This window comes from Cellulomonas biazotea, from assembly GCF_004306155.1.
GTDB lineage: Bacteria > Actinomycetota > Actinomycetes > Actinomycetales > Cellulomonadaceae > Cellulomonas > Cellulomonas biazotea.
In genome coordinates, this window is the sequence record NZ_BIMR01000016.1 from 1 (window position 1) to 19,308 (window position 19,308).

The 19,308-nt window shown below is 74.2% G+C and carries 18 protein-coding genes; 3 read left to right on the forward strand and 15 right to left on the reverse strand.

Annotation, left to right across the window (positions count from 1 at the left end; genetic code table 11):
* Positions 1 to 55 precede the first annotated feature (55 nt).
* The 12 genes from CBZ_RS01320 to CBZ_RS01375 all read right to left on the reverse strand — a co-directional run bounded on the left by CBZ_RS01320 (position 56) and on the right by CBZ_RS01375 (position 13,711).
* Complete coding sequence (locus CBZ_RS01320) at positions 56 to 1,186, reverse strand: class I SAM-dependent methyltransferase (RefSeq protein ID WP_130779821.1); 1,131 nt, start codon at positions 1,184 to 1,186, stop codon at positions 56 to 58.
* Positions 1,187 to 1,329: 143 nt separating this feature from the next.
* Positions 1,330 to 1,782 (reverse strand): HNH endonuclease, encoded by a 453-nt coding sequence (locus CBZ_RS01325; RefSeq protein WP_130779822.1) that lies wholly within the window; start codon positions 1,780 to 1,782, stop codon positions 1,330 to 1,332.
* Positions 1,783 to 1,863: 81 nt separating this feature from the next.
* Positions 1,864 to 2,094: a hypothetical protein gene (locus tag CBZ_RS01330; RefSeq protein ID WP_130779823.1), complete on the reverse strand. Its 231-nt coding sequence runs from the start codon at positions 2,092 to 2,094 to the stop codon at positions 1,864 to 1,866.
* Positions 2,095 to 2,646: 552 nt separating this feature from the next.
* Positions 2,647 to 3,489, reverse strand: coding sequence for a TrmH family RNA methyltransferase (locus tag CBZ_RS01335; protein ID WP_130779824.1), 843 nt, complete (start codon positions 3,487 to 3,489; stop codon positions 2,647 to 2,649).
* A gap of 45 nt (positions 3,490 to 3,534) precedes the next feature.
* On the reverse strand, positions 3,535 to 4,095 hold the full coding sequence (locus tag CBZ_RS01340; protein ID WP_130779825.1) for a hypothetical protein: 561 nt from the start codon (positions 4,093 to 4,095) through the stop codon (positions 3,535 to 3,537).
* A 284-nt stretch (positions 4,096 to 4,379) separates the two neighbouring features.
* Positions 4,380 to 5,654: an endo-1,4-beta-xylanase gene (locus CBZ_RS01345; protein WP_130779860.1), complete on the reverse strand. Its 1,275-nt coding sequence runs from the start codon at positions 5,652 to 5,654 to the stop codon at positions 4,380 to 4,382.
* Between the two features lie 155 nt (positions 5,655 to 5,809).
* Complete coding sequence (locus CBZ_RS01350) at positions 5,810 to 7,072, reverse strand: MFS transporter (protein WP_130779826.1); 1,263 nt, start codon at positions 7,070 to 7,072, stop codon at positions 5,810 to 5,812.
* A gap of 87 nt (positions 7,073 to 7,159) precedes the next feature.
* Positions 7,160 to 9,091: an ABC transporter ATP-binding protein gene (locus CBZ_RS01355; protein ID WP_130779861.1), complete on the reverse strand. Its 1,932-nt coding sequence runs from the start codon at positions 9,089 to 9,091 to the stop codon at positions 7,160 to 7,162.
* 71 nt (positions 9,092 to 9,162) lie between these two features.
* The gene (locus tag CBZ_RS01360) at positions 9,163 to 10,908 is read right to left on the reverse strand and encodes an ABC transporter ATP-binding protein (RefSeq protein ID WP_130779827.1); all 1,746 of its coding nucleotides are present in this window, start codon (positions 10,906 to 10,908) and stop codon (positions 9,163 to 9,165) included.
* Between the two features lie 172 nt (positions 10,909 to 11,080).
* Complete coding sequence (locus tag CBZ_RS01365) at positions 11,081 to 12,265, reverse strand: SPFH domain-containing protein (RefSeq protein ID WP_130779828.1); 1,185 nt, start codon at positions 12,263 to 12,265, stop codon at positions 11,081 to 11,083.
* A 52-nt stretch (positions 12,266 to 12,317) separates the two neighbouring features.
* A complete protein-coding gene (locus CBZ_RS01370; RefSeq protein WP_130779829.1) occupies positions 12,318 to 12,791 on the reverse strand; it encodes an NfeD family protein in 474 nt (157 codons plus the stop codon).
* A 131-nt stretch (positions 12,792 to 12,922) separates the two neighbouring features.
* Positions 12,923 to 13,711 (reverse strand): ABC transporter ATP-binding protein, encoded by a 789-nt coding sequence (locus CBZ_RS01375; protein ID WP_130779830.1) that lies wholly within the window; start codon positions 13,709 to 13,711, stop codon positions 12,923 to 12,925.
* A gap of 100 nt (positions 13,712 to 13,811) precedes the next feature.
* On the opposite strand from CBZ_RS01375, the gene CBZ_RS01380 reads away from it, so the two are divergent.
* Positions 13,812 to 14,582 (forward strand): Rv1486c family protein, encoded by a 771-nt coding sequence (locus CBZ_RS01380; protein ID WP_130779831.1) that lies wholly within the window; start codon positions 13,812 to 13,814, stop codon positions 14,580 to 14,582.
* 6 nt (positions 14,583 to 14,588) lie between these two features.
* Here CBZ_RS01380 and glgA read toward each other — a convergent pair whose 3' ends face one another.
* Positions 14,589 to 15,815 (reverse strand): glycogen synthase, encoded by a 1,227-nt coding sequence (glgA, locus tag CBZ_RS01385; protein ID WP_130779832.1) that lies wholly within the window; start codon positions 15,813 to 15,815, stop codon positions 14,589 to 14,591.
* A gap of 110 nt (positions 15,816 to 15,925) precedes the next feature.
* Between glgA and glgC the strand changes: the two genes are divergently transcribed.
* Both glgC and serB read left to right on the forward strand, forming a co-directional pair.
* The gene (gene glgC, locus CBZ_RS01390) at positions 15,926 to 17,167 is read left to right on the forward strand and encodes a glucose-1-phosphate adenylyltransferase (RefSeq protein ID WP_130779833.1); all 1,242 of its coding nucleotides are present in this window, start codon (positions 15,926 to 15,928) and stop codon (positions 17,165 to 17,167) included.
* A 77-nt stretch (positions 17,168 to 17,244) separates the two neighbouring features.
* On the forward strand, positions 17,245 to 17,964 hold the full coding sequence (gene serB, locus CBZ_RS01395) for a phosphoserine phosphatase SerB (RefSeq protein WP_281274832.1): 720 nt from the start codon (positions 17,245 to 17,247) through the stop codon (positions 17,962 to 17,964).
* 19 nt (positions 17,965 to 17,983) lie between these two features.
* Here serB and CBZ_RS01400 read toward each other — a convergent pair whose 3' ends face one another.
* Positions 17,984 to 18,517 (reverse strand): SixA phosphatase family protein, encoded by a 534-nt coding sequence (locus CBZ_RS01400; RefSeq protein WP_130779834.1) that lies wholly within the window; start codon positions 18,515 to 18,517, stop codon positions 17,984 to 17,986.
* Positions 18,518 to 18,532: 15 nt separating this feature from the next.
* Entirely contained in the window at positions 18,533 to 19,303 is a 771-nt protein-coding gene (gene fabI, locus CBZ_RS01405) for an enoyl-ACP reductase FabI (protein ID WP_130779835.1), read from the reverse strand.
* Positions 19,304 to 19,308 lie beyond the last annotated feature (5 nt).

Here is a 19,308-nt window from a genome sequence, read left to right on the forward strand (position 1 = left end):
CCCCGACCGCACAGCCGCCTGACGTCACCGGCCCAGACGGCCGGCCGAACGCCGCTCAGCCGACGAGCCGGTAGAACCGGAAGAAGTCGTTCTCGACGTCCAGCACCTCGACGCCGGAGAAGCCCGCGTCCTGCGCGTACCCGGCGAGCACGTCGGGACGCATGACGGTGCCGGTGCCGACGCTGCCCTCCTGCGACATGCCGTCGGGCAGGCAGACGCCGAGCGAGTACCCGTAGAAGAGCCGCTCGACGTGCCCGGCGGGCGCGGTGAACCGCTCCTGGGTGCGCTCGTCCATGACGAGGACGAAACCGTCGTCGTGCACCATCGCGCGGGCCGCGCGCAGCACGCCGACGGGGTCGGGCATGTCGTGCACGCACTCGAAGGCGGTCACGACGTCGAACGCGCCGACGGCACCGGCGGCGTCGCCCCCGCGGAACGACACCCGGTCGGCGAGCCCGTGCGCGGCGGCGTTCCGTGTGGCCGCGGCGACGGACGGCTCGTCGACGTCGAGCCCGACGACGGTCGCGCCGGGGAACGCCCGGGCGATCGCGATGCTCGACCAGCCCTCCCCGCACCCGACGTCCGCGACGCGCGCGCCGCGGCTCAGGTGGGCGTGCAGCTCGGGGATCGCCGGGACGACCTCCTCGACGAACGACCCGAGGAAGAACGGCCGGTTGACCGCAGCCTGCGACTCGCGCGCGTCGGCACCGAGCGCCGCCCACGGGACGCCGCCGCCGGTGCGGTAGGCGTCGAGCAGGTGGTCGACGGCGCGCAGGCTCGCGACCTGCATCCGCGCGAGGGGCCCGAGGAACAGCTCGGAGTCGTGGTCGGTGAGGACCTCGGCGGCGCCGGGCGTCAGCGCGTAGCGACGCTCGTGCGCGGCGGCCCGGTCGTCGTCGACGGTGACGAAGCCCGCGACCGCCTGGTGCTCGAGCCACTCGCGGGCGTACCGCTCGTGCGTCCCGGTGGCGCGCGCGAGGTCGACGGACGTCGTCGGGCCGTCCTGCGCGAGCGTCCGGTACCAGCCGAGCCGGTCGCCGGCGTGCACGGCGAGGACCTCCTGGGCGCCGAGCAGCATCGCGACCATGCGGGTCGCGACGTCGTCGGGCGTCGGCCCGACGGGCTGGAACAGGTCGGACGACGGTGCCGCGGCGGGGGCGGTCGTGGCGTCGGCGAGATCGGGCATGGTGCGCTCCTCGTGCTCGGCCGGTCCGGGGACGGACCGGGACGAACCCACCTGACCGCCCCATGGTCGCAGGACGTCACGCCGCCGGGAACGGCACCGGCGACGACACCGGGTGGACCGCCCCGACGGACGGTCCACCCGGTTCACGCGTGCAGGAGCTCGGCGAACGACGGCACGCGCGGCGCGTACCGCAGCCGCATCCCCGCCTCCTGCGGCGTGCGGTCCCGCTTGAGGTTGTTGCAGCGGCCGCACGACGCGACGGTGTTGAGCCACGTGTTCGCGTCGGCGGTCCGCGACCGCGGCAGCACGTGGTCGACGGTGCCCGCGTCGCGCGCACCGCAGTACGCGCAGACGTGCCGGTCGCGGCGCAGGACGCCGGCACGCGACCACGGCGGCGTGCCGCTGCGGTGCCGCCACCGCATCTGCACGTACCGCACGAGGCGCAGGACCGCGGGCAGCGGGTACGGCCCGTACCGCTTGCCCGCCACCGCCTCCTCGACGACCGCGACCCGGCGGTGCAGCATCTGCGCGGCGTGCTGCAGGCTGACCCGGTGCAGGGGCTCGTAGCCTGCGTTGAGGACCAGGACCCCGGACACCGGGCTCACCTCCTTCTTCTCTCGTGTCTGCGTGCGGTCCCGTCCGGGTGCGGACGGGCTGCTCGGGCTACGCGGTGCGGGTTACTCGGTGACCTCGACGACGGTCGCCCAGTCGGCGTGCGCGTCGCACCAGATGCGGTCGCCGACGGTCGCGAGCGCGTCGCGGACGGCGTGCGGCTCGCACGTGATCCGGACGCGGCGCAGCGGGTTGCGGGCGGTCCGGCGGGCGATGCGCCGGCGGGCCGCCTCCGCCTCGCGGTCGGAGATCGCCGGTCGGGTGGTGACGAGGGACTGGTGGACGAGGCGGACCATGGCGGTCTCCTTCCTGGGTGGTGGCCGGACCGTGGGTCGGGCGGGTCTGCGTGGTCGGGGCGGCGGGACGGAGTGGTCCCGGCGGTCGGGGATGTCGTGACCGAGGTGCTCTGGGTCGGGGACAGAGGAGTCGAACCTCTCCGGTCGGGCCGTGCGGCCCGGCGGGCTCCTGCGCCCCCGTGGCGTCCGCGGCGCAACGGCTCGTGGGCAGGACGGCGAAGGGCCGCTCACCGGTGACGGGAGCGGCCCTCGGGACCTGCGGCGTGCGTCAGGTCAGGAGGGCACGGCTTCCGTGCACCACCGGCGGCACGAGACGTCGTCGACGAGGCCGTCGACGGGGCGCTGACCGCGGAGGATCGGGGACGGGCGCACGGCGACGTGGCGGTCGCCCTGCCGGCCGTCCGGCGTGATGCTCGTCAAGGTCCCCTCCTCCCGGCGCGTGCCCTCGTGGTCCCGACGACGTCGGGTGTCGCCGCTGCGGCGCCCCCGTACTGTGCCGCGGGCACCGTCGCCCTGGCCAGCACTTTTCCGCCGCAGGACCGCCGGTGAGGCCTACGCGCGCGTCGCCCAGAACGCGACCGCGCCCGCGGCGGCGACGTTGAGCGAGTCCACCTCACCGGCCATGGGGATCCGCACGACGAGGTCGGACGCGGCGACGGTCGCGGGCTTGAGCCCGTGCCCTTCCGCGCCGAGGACGAGCGCGAGGCGCTCCGGCGGGTCGGCGACGAGCTCGTCGAGCGTGATCGCGTCGTCGGCGAGCGCGAGCGACGCGGTGACGAACCCGTGGTCGCGCAGTAGGTCGATGCCGTCGGGCCAGGGGTCGATGCGGGTCCACGGCACCTGGAAGACGGTGCCCATCGAGACGCGGACGGACCTCCGGTAGAGGGGGTCGGCGCAGCGCGGCGTGACGAGCACCGCGTCGACGCCCAGCGCGGCGGCGGACCGGAACGCGGCGCCGACGTTGGTGTGGTCGACGACGTCCTCGAGCACCGCGACGCGGCGCGCCCCGGCTCCCCCGCGGGCGCCCGCGAGCACGGCGGCGACCGACGGCAGCGGCGGCCGGTGCATCGCGGCGAGCGCACCCCGGTGCACGTGGAAACCCGTGATGGCCTCCAGGACGGGCTCGTCGGCGACGAGGACGGGCACGCTCGTCCCGTCGTCGGGCTGCGCGGCCAGCATGCGCTCCAGGTCAGGCACCCAGCGGGGGGCCAGCAGGACGGACCGGGGCCGGTGCCCGGCGCGCAGGGCGCGCTCCAGCACGGTCGACGACTCCGCGATGTACAGACCCTTGGCGGGCTCGTGCCGGGAGCGCAGCGCGACGTCGGTCAGCGAGACGTAGTCGGCGAGGCGGGGGTCGGCGGGGTCGGTGACGGGCTGCAGGTCCGGGCGGGGCACCCGCCCATCCTCCCAGCCACGAGCGTGCCGCCCGACGGACGCCGGTCAGAGCCGGCGGATCGGCACCCGGCCCCAGAGCGTCGTGGGACGCGGTCGCGCGGGCACCGCCCCGGCGGCGAAGGTCCGGCTCAGGACGGCCGCGAGCTGCTTCGCGGCGGCGAGCAGGTGCACGGTCGCGTCCGGCTCGTCCGACCACGACGACGGCTGGGCGAGCACCCGGGCTGCGGCGGCCGCGTCCTGCTGCAGGGCCAGGGCGTGGGACTCGGTGAGCAGCGCGGCGTGCCCGGCGTGCGACCGCAGCCCGAGCAGGTCACGGGCGGCGCGCGGCGTCGTCGGCGCGACGGGGTGCCGGTCGGCGCCCGTGAGGACGGCGGCGACGAGCCCGGCGGTCGCGTAGGTGGACTGCGGGAACGCGTAGCAGGCGTACGGCTGGCCGTCGGCGGCGGCGCGCAGCTCGCGACGCAGGTGCGCGACCACACCGTCGACGTCGACCGACCCGGGCACGAGCGCGAGCGTCGCGTCGACGTCGGCGTGCCGCAGCGTCAGCCGCTCGAGGAAGTCGAGCGCCGGGTGGGCGTCGAACGGTCCGGGGCCCCACGCGGGCATGCGCGCCTCCTCCTCGTCCTGTCGGTGTCGGGAGCCGGGTGCGGCGCGCACGGGACGGCGGCCGCAGACGGCGTCGTCCCCCTGGGCAGCGTGCCGCACCCACCCCGGCGGTGCCCAGCGCTTTGCGGCCCGGTCCCCCGCCCGGACGCCTCGGACGCCCACGCAGGCGGCCGGGCAGGCGCGAGTCTCGCGTCGAGGGCAGCGGTCCCGTCGCGGCGTGGTCGGCGTGTCGTCGCCTCGCGACGTGGTCGGCGTGTCGTCGCGACGCCGTGGTCAGCGAGCCGTCATGACGTCGACGGCGCGTGCGCGAGCCGCACGTCGAGCACGTCGCCGGTCGCCGCGAGCGCGAATGTCGCCGACGCCCCGCCTGCGGTCACGACGTAGTCCCCGAGGAACCCGTGCACGGGCACGGCCCCGTCGTCGTCCGTGACGAGCGTCGTCGGCGCGTGCCACCACTGGTCGCGCACGAGCGACCGCAGCGCGTCGTACGCGGGCTTGGGCGTCCCGTCGACCCGCACGAGACCCGCGGGGGCGCCGAGCCACGCGCCCTCGTCCGCGATCCCCCAGTACGTGGTGGACGCGACGGCCGGGTGCGACACGAGGGTCCGGTAGTGCCGCACGAGCTCGTCGGCCTGCCGCGCCTCGCCCTCGGCCGTGGACGGCCACGAGTCGACCTGGTGGTCGTTGAGGTCCTCGATGTGCGCCGGCATGAGGTCGCCCGAGACGAGGGTCGTCTCGGTGAGGTGCAGCGGCAGGCCGAAGCGTGCGAACCGGTCGAGGATCGCCAGCGTCTTCTCCTCGCCCCAGTAGCCCTGGTGCATGTGGCTCTGCAGCCCGAGGGCGTCGACCTGGATGCCGGCCTCGAGCACGCCCTCGATCAGGCACTCGTACGCGGTGGACATGTCGAAGTCGTTGAGCAGCAGCGTCGCCCCCGGGTTCGCGGCCCGGGCGGTCTCGAAGGCGAGCCGGACGGTCGCGATCCGCCCGCGGTCCCACGCGAGGCGCGTCAGCCCGTTCGGCTCCTTGTCGAAGACCGGCATGATGACGACCTCGTTGATCGCGTCCCACGTGTCGACGACGCCCGCGAAGTCGGTGACGTCGCGCGTGACGCGGTCGCGGACGGCGGTCTCGACCTCGTCGACGGGCAGGTCGGTGAGCCAGTCCGGCGCGACCGTGTGCCAGGCGAGCGGGTGCCCCTTGACCTCGACACCCCGCTCGGCGAACCACCGCGCGGCCCGCAGCAGGCGAGCCGTGTCGGGGCGGCCACGCTCGGGCTCGAACCGCCCCCAGTAGAACGGCAGCGTGACGGTGTTGAAGACGTCGAGCCACAGGTCGGCGAGCGCCGGGGCGGACGCGTCGCTCGCCCCGCCGAACACCGGCGGCGTGCTGTCGATCTCCCCGTTGGCGAGGCCGATGAGGTCGAAGCCGATGCAGCCGAACCGGAACGCGTGCCGCGTCTGCTCGACGACGACCTCCTGCCGGCGCAGTGGCGTGCCGTCGGCGGTGCGGACGACGAGGCGGACGTCGGCGGTGCGGTGCGCGAGCGCGGGGTCCGTCATGGGCCGCGCGGGTGTCACGGCACCGGCCGTCACGACGGTGCGGGCGGTGCTGGCCGTGCGGGCGGTGCTGGCTGTGCGGGCGTGCGGGGACAGCGGCATGGCGCGTGGGTCCTTCGGTCGTCGTCGACCGGGCGGCCCGCCCGGGTTCGATAACGTTATCGAACCCGGCTTCCGTCCGCGTCCACCACACTCGCGACCTGCGCCGATCGGCGCACCGCGACCCCGCCGCCCCAGGCCGCGAGCGCCCCGACCACCGCGACGACCGGCACGATGACGAACGCCGTGTGCGCCCCCACCTGGTCCGCGAGCGCCCCGAGCGCGAACGGCGCGACCCCGATGGCGATCCCGCCCGCGAGCGTCGCCCGTGCCTGCGCGGCGTCGCCCGACCCCGGTGTGGCCGCGAGCAGCAGCGACACCGACAGCGGGTACTGCGCGCCGTACCCGAACCCGGCGACGACGAGCCCGGTGAGCGCGACCGCGGGCGTCGTGGCGGTCCACAGCACCGCCCACCCGGCGATCGCGACGAGGAACGCGCCCGTGAGCAGCAGCGCGGGCCGCACCCGCAGCGACAGGGGCGCGACGACGAAGCGGACCGCCGACATGCCCGCGACGAGCCCGGCGGTGGTCGCGGCGGCGATGCCCGCGCCCGCACCGGTCCGCTCGATGACGAGCTCGGTCGACCAGTACGTCGTCGCGTTCTCCAGCGAGATCGCGGCGACCAGGGTCGCGAGGAAGCACCACGTCGCCAGCCCGGCGCGGCGCCGCGGCTGCTCGTCGACCTCGACCTCGGCGACGTCCGGCGTGGGCGTGCCGTCCTGCGGGGCGCGACGCTCGGCGGGCGTCATCGCCCCGCCGACGGGCTGCCGGCCCAGCAGGGCCGCGGTGAGGACCGCGAGCAGCGCGGTCACGGCCACCGCAGGACGCCACCCGAAGCCCGCCGCGACGCACGCTCCGACTGCCAGCGGCCCGAGCAGCCCGATGCTCGACCCGACCCCGTTGGCCTCCGTGACGGCGGCCGACGCCGCGGCGCCGTGGTGCTGCGCGAGACCGGGCTGCGCGCCGCTGATCGCGAGGTTCCCCCCGATCGCGAGCACGAACATGCCGAGCAGGCTCTGCGCGAGCGTGCCGGCGGTCAGCAGCACGACGGTGCCGACGACCACGACCGCGCACGCGAGGACGAGCGTCCACCGGCGACCGCGCGCCCGCACGGCCCGCGGTGTGAGGAACGCGGTGAGGATCGCCCCCGCCGCCATCGCGGTGCCGTGCAGCCCTGCCTGCGCCCCGGAGATCCCGAGGTCGTCGGCGAGCAGCGGCACGCTCGGGTTGAACGAGTAGAGCAGCCAGCCCCACACGACGAAGCAGCCGTACAGCGTGACCGTGAAGCGGTCACGCCGTAGCCGCGGGGTGGAGGGGGCCATGCGGGCACACTATGCGCCGGTGCCCACGACCCCGTCGGCCGGAGGTCCCGCGCCGCCGCCGGGCACCCGGACGGCCGAGCGCCACGCTCAGTCCTCGACCGTCACCGCCGCCGCGAACTGGCTCGCGTACAGCCGGGCGTAGGCCCCGTCGGCGGCGAGCAGCTCCTCGTGCGACCCGTGCTCGACGATCGACCCGTGCTCCATCACGAGGATGGTGTCGGCGTCGCGGATGGTCGACAGGCGGTGCGCGATGACGAACGACGTCCGCCCGGCCCGCAGGGCGTTCATCGCCTGCTGGACGAGCACCTCGGTGCGGGTGTCCACGGACGAGGTGGCCTCGTCGAGGATGAGGATCGCGGGGTCGGCGAGGAACGCGCGGGCGATGGTGAGCAGCTGCTTCTCCCCCGCCGACACGTTGCCGCCCTCGTCGTCGACGACGGTGTCGTACCCGGCGGGCAGGGTGCGCACGAACCGGTCGACGTGCGTGGCCTGCGCGGCGGCGACGATCTGCTCGTGGGTCGCGGAGTCGACGCCGTAGGCGATGTTCTCGGCGAGGGTGCCGCCGAACAGCCAGGTGTCCTGCAGGACCATGCCCATCTGGGCGCGCAGCTCGTCGCGGGTGAGGTCGCGGGTGTCGACGCCGTCGAGCGTGATGCGGCCGTCGTCGACCTCGTAGAACCGCATGAGCAGGTTGACGAGGGTGGTCTTGCCGGCACCGGTGGGTCCGACGATCGCGATGGTGGAGCCGGGCTCGGCGACGATCGACAGGTCGTCGATGAGGGGCTTGTCGGCCTCGTACCGGAAGGCGACGTGCTCGAAGGTGACGCGTCCGCGCACAGGCCGGTCGAGGGCGGTCGGCACCTGCGGGTCGGGCGTCTGCTCGGGTGCGTCGAGCAGCTCGAAGACCCGCTCGGCGGACGCGATGCCGGACTGCAGCAGGTTGGCCATGGACGCGATCTGCGTGATGGGCTGCGTGAACTGGCGGCTGTACTGGATGAACGCCTGGACGTCGCCGAGCGACATCGCGCCGGACGCGACCCGCAGCCCGCCGACGACGGCGACGATCAGGTAGTTGAGGTTCGCGAGGAACCCGAGCGCGGGCTGGATGATCCCGGAGATGTACTGCGCCTTGAAGCTGGCCTGGTAGAGGGCCTCGTTGCGCTCCTCGAACGTCGCGGCGGCCTCGCGCTGGCGTCCGAAGACGGTGACGAGGGCGTGCCCGGTGAACATCTCCTCGATGTGCGCGTTGAGCTTGCCGGTCCACGCCCACTGGTCGATGAACTGGGGGCGCGACCGCTTCGCGATGGTTCCCGCGACGACCACCGACGCGGGGACGGTGACGAGCGCGACCACGGCGAGCAGCGGCGAGATCCAGAACATCATCGCGAGCACGCCGATGACGGTGAGCACCGACGTGATGAGCTGCGACAGCGTCTGCTGGAGCGACTGCGCGACGTTGTCGATGTCGTTGGTGACGCGGCTGAGCAGCTCGCCGCGCGGCTGGGAGTCGACGTAGGACAGCGGCAGGCGCGTGAGCTTGGCCTCGACGCGCTGGCGCAGCCGGTAGACGGTCCGCTGCACGACGCCGGCGGTGATCCGCCCCTGCAGCCAGCCGAACAGGAACGACCCGACGTAGATGAGCGCGACGACCACCAGGATGTTGCGCAGCTGCGTGAAGTCGACGCCCACGCCGGGCACGGCGTCGGTGCCGGAGAGCATGTCGGCGAGCTGGTCCTGACCCTGGGCGCGCAGCCCGGCGATCGCCTGGTCGAGCGTGAGCCCCGCGGGCAGCTGCTGGCCGATGATCCCGTTGAAGATCACGTTGGTCGCGTTGCCGAGCAGCTTGGGCCCGGTGACCGCGAGGACGACCGACGCGACGCCGAGCACGATGACGGCGACGAGCGGCACGCGCTCGGGGCGCAGCTCGCGCAGGAACCGGGCGCCGGACCCGCGGAAGTCCATCGACTTCTCGCCGGGCATGCCCATGCCGCCCATGGGGCCGGGGCCGCCGCGGGGCATGCGCTGCGGGGGTGCGGGACGGGCGGTCGGGACCGCCGGGTCGGCCGTGGGTGCCGGACGCTCCTGCGCGCTCACGCCGCCTCCTCCGCGCTGACCTGCGAGTAGACGATCTCGCGGTAGGTCTCCGACGACTCCAGCAGCTCGGCGTGCGTGCCGACGCCGACGACGGCGCCCTCCTCGAGGACGACGATCCGGTCGGCGTGCCGGATGGTGGCGACGCGCTGCGCGACGACGATGACGGTCGCGTCGCGCGTCTCCGGGACGAGGGCCGCGCGCAGCGCCGCGTCGGTCGCGTAGTCGAGCGCGGAGAACGAGTCGTCGAACAGGTACACGTGCGGTCGTCTGACGAGGGCGCGCGCGATGGCGAGCCGTTGCCGCTGCCCGCCGGACACGTTGGTGCCGCCCTGGGCGATGGGGGCGTCGAGGCCGCCGGTGAGCTCCTCGACGAACCCGCGCGCCTGCGCGACCTCGAGGGCGTGCCACAGCTCGTCGTCGCTCGCGCCGGGGCGCCCGAACTCGAGGTTGGTCCGCACGGTGCCGGAGAACAGGTAGGGCTTCTGCGGGACGAGGCCGATCTGGGACCACAGCACGTCGGCATCGAGCTCGCGCACGTCGACCCCGTCGATCAGCAGCGCGCCGCCGGTGACGTCGAACAGTCGTGGCACGAGGTTGAGCAGCGTCGTCTTGCCCGAGCCGGTCGACCCGATGATGGCCGTCGTGCGGCCCGGCTCGGCGACCAGGTCGACGCCGTGCAGCACCGCCTGCTCGGCTCCGGGGTACCGGAACTCGACGCCGCGCAGCTCGACGAGCCCGGGCCGGGACGTCGGCCCCGACGGGAGCGGTACCGGCGCGGCCGGCGGTTCGACGGTCGTGGTCGTCGTCAGCACCTCGCCGATGCGCTCCGCGGACACCACGGCCCGCGGGAACATGACGAACATCATCGTCGACATCATGACCGCGACCAGGATGTACGCGATGTACGACAGGTAGGCGGTGAGCGCCCCGATCTCCATCTCCCCCGCGTCGACGCGCTGCCCGCCGAACCACAGCACCGCGACGCTCGTGAGGTTGAGCACGAGCATGACGGCCGGGAACATCAGCGCCATGAGCCGCCCGACGCGCAGCGACGTGTCGAACAGGTCGGTGTTGGCGGCGGCGAAACGCTCCTGCTCGCGCTCCTCGCGGACGAACGCCCGCACGACCCGGATGCCGCTGATCTGCTCGCGCAGCACCCGGTTGATCGCGTCGATCCGCTTCTGCATGGACCGGAAGTAGGGCACCATCCGCACGACGATGAGCGCGATGACGACCGCGAGCGCGGGCACGGCGAACAGCAGGATCGCGGAGAGCCCGACGTCTTCCAGCAGCGCCATGACGACCCCGCCGACGAGCATGATCGGCGCGACGATCATCAGCGTGAACGTCAGCAGCACGACCATCTGCACCTGCTGCACGTCGTTCGTGGTGCGCGTGATGAGCGTCGGCGCCCCGAACGTGCCGATCTCCTGCGCGGAGAACGTCTGGACGTGACCGAACAGCCGGCCGCGCAGGTCGCGCCCGAACGCCATGGCGGCCTTCGCCCCGAAGTAGACGGCGGCGACGGCGGCGACGACCTGGACGAGGCTGACGGCGAGCATGATGCCGCCGAGCCGCAGGATCTGGGTGGTGTCGCCGGTGGCGACGCCGTCGTCGATGATCTGCGCGTTGAGGCTGGGCAGGTAGAGCGTCGCGGCGGTCTGCAGGACCTGCAGCACGACGACCGCGACGACGGCGGAACGGTAGGGCGCCAGATGGTGGCGCAGGAGCGTGACGAGCACGAGCAGCTCTCCCGGGGGTCGGGCGGAGGCGGTGCCGTGCGCCGTCAGTCCGCACTCGCACGCTAGGCCCGGTCCCTTGCCCGGGCCAACGGGTAATCGAGGCGTGTCGCGCCGTTTCGCCGCAAGCGAAGACCCCGGGAGGACGGTGCCTCCCGGGGTCGTCGTGGTCGCGTCAGTCGCCCGTGGTGGGCTCCTGCGGCGGTGCCGGATCGGCGTGCGGCTTGCGTAGCGGCGGCGGCACGGCGCCGCCCCCGGGGCGCTGACCGAGCTCGACGCCCGGGTCGAACGGGCGTCCGCTGAGGGTGCCGGCGCTCGTCGCGTCCGCCGTCGCGGCGGCCGACTCCGCACGGGCCTCGGCGAGCGCGACGGCCGGGTCGGTGAGCGCCGTGGGCGGCAGGTCGTCCCCGAGCGGCGACGTCCCGACGGGGCGGGCCGTGTCGTCGACCGCACCGCCGTCGCCACCGAGCGGCGCACCGAAGCCGCGGGCGAGCTGCCCGAGCGCCCCGGTGAGCTCCGACGGCAGGAACCACATCTTGTTCGACGGGCTCGCGGCGATCTTCGGCAGCGTCTGCAGGTACTGGTAGGCGAGCAGCTTGGGGTCGGCGTCGCCGCGGTGGACGGCGTCGAAGACCTGGAGGATCGCCCGCGCCTCGCCCTCGGCGGTGAGGATCGCCGACTGCGCGTTGCCCTCGGCACGCAGGATCGACGCCTGCTTCTCGCCCTCGGCGGTGAGGATCTGCGACTGCTTGACGCCCTCGGCCGTGAGGATCGCGGCACGACGGTCACGCTCGGCGCGCATCTGCTGCTCCATCGAGCCCTTGATGCTGTCCGGCGGGTCGATGGACTTGAGCTCGACGCGGTTGACGCGCACGCCCCAGCGGCCGGTCGCCTCGTCGAGCACGCCGCGCAGCTGGCCGTTGATCTGGTCGCGGCTCGTCAGCGTCTGCTCGAGGTCCATCGAGCCGACGACGTTGCGGAGCGTCGTCACCGTGAGCTGCTCGATGCCGGTGATGTAGTTCGCGATCTCGTACACGGCCGACTTCGGGTCGGTGACCTGGAAGTAGATGACCGTGTCGATGCTGACGACCAGGTTGTCGGAGGTGATGACGGGCTGCGGCGGGAACGACACGACCTGCTCGCGCAGGTCGACGCCGGCGCGCACGCGGTCGACGAACGGGATGAGCAGGTGCAGCCCGGCGTCGAGCGTGCGGGAGTAGCGGCCGAGGCGCTCGACGATGATCGCGACCGTCTGCGGCACGATCCGCACGGAGCGGACGAGCGCGACGACGACGAAGAGCAGGACGAGGCCGAGCACGAGGTACAGGGCGATCTGCCCGACGTTCGTCGTGTCTTCCATGGAACCTCCTGGGGTGCTGCCGACCGTGGCCGGCGCGGGGGCGGTCGGGCGGTCAGTGCGCCGGGGCGGCGGTGCCCGGCAGTGGTGGCTGGCCGGCGCCCACCGCGGCGACGACGGCGGTGGCCCCCTCGATGCGGGCGACGCGCACGGGCGTCCCGGGTCCGATCGCGGTGCCCGCCTCCGCGCGGGCGCTCCACACCTCGCCCGCGAGCTTCACGCGGCCGCCCTCGACGGTGACGGTCGACATGACGACCGCCTCGCGGCCCACGAGCGCCGCGGTGTTGGTCTCGACGAGGGGCTGGCGCCCGCGCAGGTGGCGCAGCAGCCAGGGACGCAGGGTGAACAGGAGCAGCGCGGCCGTCACGCAGGCGACGACGATCTGCACGGGGACGGAGGCACCGAGACCGGCGGCCAGACCACCGGCGAGCGCACCGCCGGCGAACATCACGAGCACGAGGTCGAGCGACAGCATCTCGAGGATGCCGAGCACGAGCGCCCCGCTGATCCACCACAGCCAGTCCGCCATCGGGCTGCCCTCCGGTCGGGCGCGGCCGTCCGGGAGACCGCGCTGTACACCGATCCTAGACGATCACTTTGCTTTCGCGTGGGGTATCGGTGGACGCGCCGCGGTGCCGCCGACGTGCGGACGGACGCCCGTCAGCCCTGCGCAGCGCGCGCCGACCAGCGGTTGCCGACGCGCTCGACGACCAGGTCGAGACCGAACGCGCCCGACAGGTTCTCCGCCGTGAGGACGTCCTCGACGGGACCCGCCGCGTGCACCTGGCCGTCGCGCAGGAGCAGCAGGTGCGTGAAGCCCGGGGGCACCTCCTCGACGTGGTGGGTCACCAGCACGAGCACGGGCGAGCGCGGGTCGCCGGCGAGCTCCGCGAGCGCCGCGACGAGCTCCTCGCGGCCCCCGAGGTCGAGCCCGGCGGCCGGCTCGTCGAGCAGCAGCAGCTCGGGGTCCGTCATGAGCGAGCGCGCGATCTGGACGCGCTTGCGCTCACCCTCGCTCAGGGTGCCGAAGTACCGGTCGGCGAGCCGCTCGACGCCGAACGCCCGCAGCAGGTCCGCCGCGCGCTGCTCGTCGAGCTCCTCGTACGACTCGCGCCAGCGGCCCGTCACGCCGTACGCGGCGGTGAGGACGACGTCGCGCACGGTCTCGCCCGACGGGATCCGGTCCGCGAGCGCGGCGCTCGACAGCCCGATCCGCGGCCGCAGCTCGAAGACGTCGACCTGCCCGAGCCGCTCGCCCAGCAGCTCCGCCGAGCCCTGCGTCGGGTGCATCCGGCCCGAGGCGACCTGCAGCAGCGTCGTCTTGCCGGCGCCGTTGCGGCCGAGGACGACCCACCGCTCCCCCTCGCGGACCGTCCACGAGACCTCGTCGAGGATCGTCGTCGAGCCCCGCCGGATCGTCACGGCCTGCAGGTCGAGCACGTCGGTCATGGGGACGACCCTAACCGTCGGGACGAAGGTCCTCGTCGCACTCCGGCGGGTCGCCCGGCGTGGCCTCGGTCACGTGCCTCACGAGCCCTACGGTGGAGCCGTGACGACGCTCGACCTGCCCCGCTCCGTCCTGCTCGCCCTGTGGCTCGCCCAGGACGGCGTGGACCGGACGGCGCTCGCGCGCGCCGTGCAGGCCGACGACGAGCCGCACACCGTCCGGGCCGCCGTCGACGGGGACGACCACGTCGACGGGCCCTTGTCGCTACTGCTCGACGTGTGTGGTCCCGGCGCTCGGGACGTCGCGGCCCTCGTCCCGGCACCCGGCGACGCGTCGGCCGCACCACCGGCCGTGAGCGCGGCCGCGACGATCGCGGGCGAGGCGGTCCTCGTGCGCAGCGACCTGGCGTGCGTCGCGGCCGTCCCCGACGTCGAGCGGTTCGGCTCCGACCTGGAGCCGGGCCACCTGGTCACGTGGGAGGTGCACGGCGTGGCCGACTGGCGCACGTCGGTCCTCGCCAACGCGGGGTCGCTCGCCGACGCCGAGCGCGAGCTCCGGCAGGGGCTCGTCGACGCGACCGAGGCGCTGGTGCGGCTCGACGTCGCCCGCTGGCGGCCCGACGCGGCCGAGCAGATCGCGACGCTGCGGGACACCGACCTGCCGGCGTGGCGGCTGCCCGCGGGCCTCGAGGGGCGCCGCGTGCGGGTGCTCGCGTCCGCGGCCCGCCTGCGCCGGATCGTGGCGCTCGCGACGCAGGACGACGGCGGTGCGGTCAACCTGTGGCAGGCGGACCAGCGCTCGACGGCGCTGCGCGAGGTCGACCGCGTCGCGCGGCGCGCGATGGCGGCCGCGGCGACGACGATCGCGGTCTGAGGCCCGTCAGCCGAGGACGTCGCGGTAGACGGTGAGCGTCCGCTCCCCGATCGCGTCCCACGAGAAGTGGTCCTCGACGCGCCGCCGTGCGGCCTGCCCCCACGCCGCGGCGCGCGCGGGGTCCTGCACGAGGCCGGTGAGGGCGTCCGCGAGGTCGCCGACGAACCGGTCGGGGTCGACGGGTGTGCCGGTGCCGTCCTGGACCTGGTCGATCGGCACGAGCGTGCCGGTGACGCCGTCGACGATGACCTCGGGGATGCCGCCCGTGGCGGTGCCGACGACGGGCAGGCCGACGGCCATCGCCTCGAGGTTGACGATCCCGAGCGGCTCGTAGACCGACGGGCAGACGAACACCGTGCCGTGCGACAGGATCGCGACGACGTCCTTCCGGGGCAGCATCCGGTCGATCCACACGACGCCGGACCGCTTCTCCCGGAGCTGGTCGACGAGCCCGGCGACCTCCTGCGCGATCTGCGGCGTGTCGGGCGCGCCCGCGCACAGCACGAGCTGCACGTCGGCGGGCAGCCGCTCCGCGGCGCGCAGGAAGTAGGGCAGGCCCTTCTGCCGCGTGATCCGCCCGACGAAGACGACGGCCGGGCGGGTGGGGTCGATGCCGAGGGCCCGGACGGTCGCCTCGGCCTGCGCGCGGTCCTCGTCGCTCTCGGGGCGCCGCCAGCCGTCGAGGTCGATGCCGTTGTGCACGACGTGCACGCGGCTCGGGTCGACCGCCGGGTAGGACCGCAGGATGTCCTGGCGCATGCCGCCGCTCACGGCGATGACGGCTGCGGCCGCCTCGTAGGCGGTCTTCTCCGCCCAGCTCGAGATCGCGTACCCGCCGCCGAGCTGCTCGGCCTTCCAGGGCCGCAGCGGCTCGAGGCTGTGCGCGGTCAGGACGTGCGGGACGCCGTGCAGCAGCGACGCGAGGTGCCCGCCGAGGTTGGCGTACCAGGTGTGCGAGTGCACGAGGTCGCTCGCGACGCCGTCCGCGCCCACGCGCCCGACGGCGTCGACCATCTCGAGGTCGACGCCGAAGGTCTGCAGGGCCGGGTTCGCCTGCTCGAGGCCGCCGGGGACGGTGTACCCCAGGACCCCGGGCTCGTCGCGCGGGCCGTCGAAGCAGTGCACCCGGACGTCGACCTTCGCGCGGAGCACGCGGGACAGGCCCGCGACGTGGACCCCGGCACCGCCGTACACGTGGGGCGGGTACTCGCGGGTCAGCAGGTCGACACGCACCGGGGACCTCCACCGTCGGGGCCGGTCGACGACCGGCTCTGCGCGACACGCTAGCGCGAGACGGGCCGCTCGCCTCGCCGCGGTGCCACCCGGGGGCCTAGGGTCGTCGCATGGCAGCGCCGCGCGTTCTCGCAATCGTCCTCGCAGGTGGCGAGGGCAAACGACTCATGCCGCTCACGGCGCACCGCGCGAAGCCCGCCGTCCCGTTCGGGGGCATCTACCGGCTCGTGGACTTCGCGCTGTCGAACGTCATCAACTCGCGGTACCTGCACGTGATCGTGCTGACGCAGTACAAGTCGCACAGCCTCGACCGGCACGTCTCCAAGACGTGGCGCATGTCGCCGCTGCTCGGCAACTACGTCGCCGCGGTGCCCGCGCAGCAGCGGGTCGGCAAGCACTGGTACCTGGGCAGCGCCGACGCGATCTACCAGTGCCTCAACATCATCGAGGACGAGCGGCCCGACATCGTCGTCGTGGTCGGTGCGGACCACGTGTACCGCATGGACTTCTCGCAGATGGTCGACGCGCACCGCGAGTCCGGTGCCGAGCTGACCGTCGCGGCGATCCGGCAGCCGATCGCCGAGGCCGACCAGTTCGGCGTCATCGAGACGCACCCGAGCGACCCGACGAAGATCGCCGCGTTCCGCGAGAAGCCGACCGACCCCGTCGGGCTGCCCGACTCGCCGCTCGAGATCCTCGCGTCGATGGGCAACTACGTCGCGAACACCGACGCGCTCGTGCGCGCGGTCACCGAGGACGCCGAGAACCCGACGTCGCGGCACGACATGGGCGGCGACATCGTCCCCGCGTTCGTGGCGCGCGGCACGGCCGCCGTCTACGACTTCATCCGCAACGACGTGCCCGGCTCGACGCCGCGCGACCGCGACTACTGGCGGGACGTCGGGACGATCGACGCGTTCTACGAGGCCAACACCGACCTCATCTCGATCGAGCCGGTGTTCAACCTCTACAACGACGAGTGGCCCCTGTACACGGGCTACACCGGCCTGCCGCCCGCGAAGTTCGTGCACGCGGGCGCAGGTCGCCTGGGCCACGCGGCGGACTCGATCGTCTCCCCCGGCGTCCTCGTCTCGGGTGCGACGGTGTCGGGGTCGGTCATCTCGCCCGGGGTGCGCCTGCACTCGTGGGCGCAAGTCACCGACTCGGTGCTCATGGACGACGTGCACGTGCACCGCTACGCGCAGGTGCACCGCGCGATCATCGACAAGAACGTCATCGTCCCCGAGCGGGCCCGGATCGGCCTGGACCGCGAGCACGACCTCGCGCGCGGCTTCACGATCACCGAGTCGGGCATCACCGTGGTGCCGAAGGGCACCGTCATCAACGACTGACCGGCCTGCCGGGGGCCCGCTGCACACCAGGCGGGCACCCCGGCGCCCGTCGTCCCGCCGCGGCTAGCCTGCGTGCCGTGAGCACCTCCGCACCCCGCGACACCCCGACCGACCTCTCCGGCGGCGGTCCGGACGACGCCGACCGCGCCACGCGCCGGCTCGTCGTCATGGACGTCGACTCGACCCTCATCACGGGCGAGGTCGTCGAGATGCTCGCCGAGCGGGCCGGAGCCGGCGAGCTCGTCACGGAGATCACCGAGCGCGCGATGCGCGGCGAGATCGACTTCGCGGCGTCGCTGCACGAGCGCGTCGCGACCCTCGCGGGGCTGCCCGCGTCGGTGTGCGCCGACGTCCTCGCCGAGGTCGAGCTCTCCCTCGGCGCCCGTGAGCTCGTCGCGGAGATGCACGCCCGCGGCTGGCCCGTGGGCCTGGTGTCGGGCGGCTTCGTCGAGATCGTCGAGCCGCTCGCGCAGTCGCTCGGGATCCGGCTCGTGCGGGCCAACCGGCTCGAGGTCGCCGACGGCCTGCTCACCGGTCGGGTCGCAGGACCTGTGGTCGACCGCGCCGTGAAGGCGCAGACGCTGCGCGAGTACGCCGCGAGCGTCGACGTGCCGCTCGAGCGCACGATCGCGATCGGCGACGGCGCCAACGACCTCGACATGCTCGCGACCGCCGGGTTCGGCATCGCGTTCAACGCCAAGCCGCTGGTCGCCGCCGCGGCCGACGCGGTCGTGCACGAGCGGCTCGACGCCGTGCTCGACCTGCCGGTGTTCGCGCACCCGCCCCGCGAGGCCTGACACCCGCGGGTGCCCGGCGTCAGTCCGGGACGCCGAGCCGGACCAGCGTCGCGGCGCCGCCCGCGAGGCGCGCCCACGGCTCCGCGACGTCGAGCACCGACCAGCTCGCCGTCGGGACGCCGACCTGCACGCGAGCCAGCGCGGCCGCGTCGGAGCCCGGGCCCGCGAGCGTCGCGGCGAGGCGTGACATCGTCGGCTCGTGGCCCACGACGAGCACCGTCCGGGCGTCCTCGGGCAGCGCCAGCAGCAGGTCGAGCAGCGACCCGACCCCGGCGTCGTACACGTCGTCGCTGAGGTCGAGCGCCGGGTCGGCGCCGAGCGTGCCGCGCACGAGGTCCCACGTCTGGCGGGTGCGCAGGCTCGTCGAGCACAGCACGCGGTCGGGCACGAGCCCGGCCTCGGCGAGCTGCGCCCCGACCCGTCCCGACTGCCGCCGCCCCGTCAGGGACAGCGGCCGCTGGTGGTCGAGCATCCCCTCCGGGTGCTCGGCCTTCGCGTGGCGCAGCAGGATCAGTCGGTGTGCGGGGCCGCCGGGGGCCTGGTCGAGCGTCACCGCCTCAGCGTGCCATCACAGGCCCATGGCGTGCACGCCGCCGTCGACGTGCACGATCTCGCCCGTCGTCGCGGGGAACCAGTCGGACAGCAGGGCTGCGACCGCACGCGCCGTCGGCTCCGGGTCGGTGACGTCCCAGCCGAGCGGCGCGCGCTCGGGCCAGCCGCCCTCCATCGCCTCGAAGCCGGGGATCGACTTCGCGGCCGTCGTGCGGATCGGCCCGGCGGAGACGAGGTTGACGCGCACGCCGTGCGGTCCGAGGTCGCGCGCGAGGTAGCGGGCGGTCGACTCGAACGCGGCCTTCGCGACGCCCATCCAGTCGTACACGGGCCACGCGTAGCGCGCGTCGAACGTCAGCCCGACCACGGCCGAGCCGCGCGCGAGCAGCGGCTGGGCCGCGACGGCCAGCGACTTGAGCGAGTACGCGCTCACGTGCAGCGCGGTCGCGACGTCGTCCCACTCGCCCGCGAGGAAGTTGCCGCCCATGACGGACTGCGGCGCGAACCCGATCGAGTGCACGACGCCGTCGAGGTGGTCGAACCCGGCCTCGCGGACGCGGCCCGCGAGCGCCTCGAGGTCCTCGGCCGACGTCGCGTCGAGCTGCAGGACCTGGGCCTCGACGGGCAGGCGTCGCGCGATGGCCTGCGTGAGGCGGAACTGGCGGCCGAAGGACGTGAGGAGGACCTCGGCCCCCTGCTCCTGCGCGAGCCGGGCCACGTGGAAGGCGATCGAGCCGTCGGTGAGGACACCGGTGACGAGGAGCTTCTTGCCGTCGAGCAGACCCATGGGTG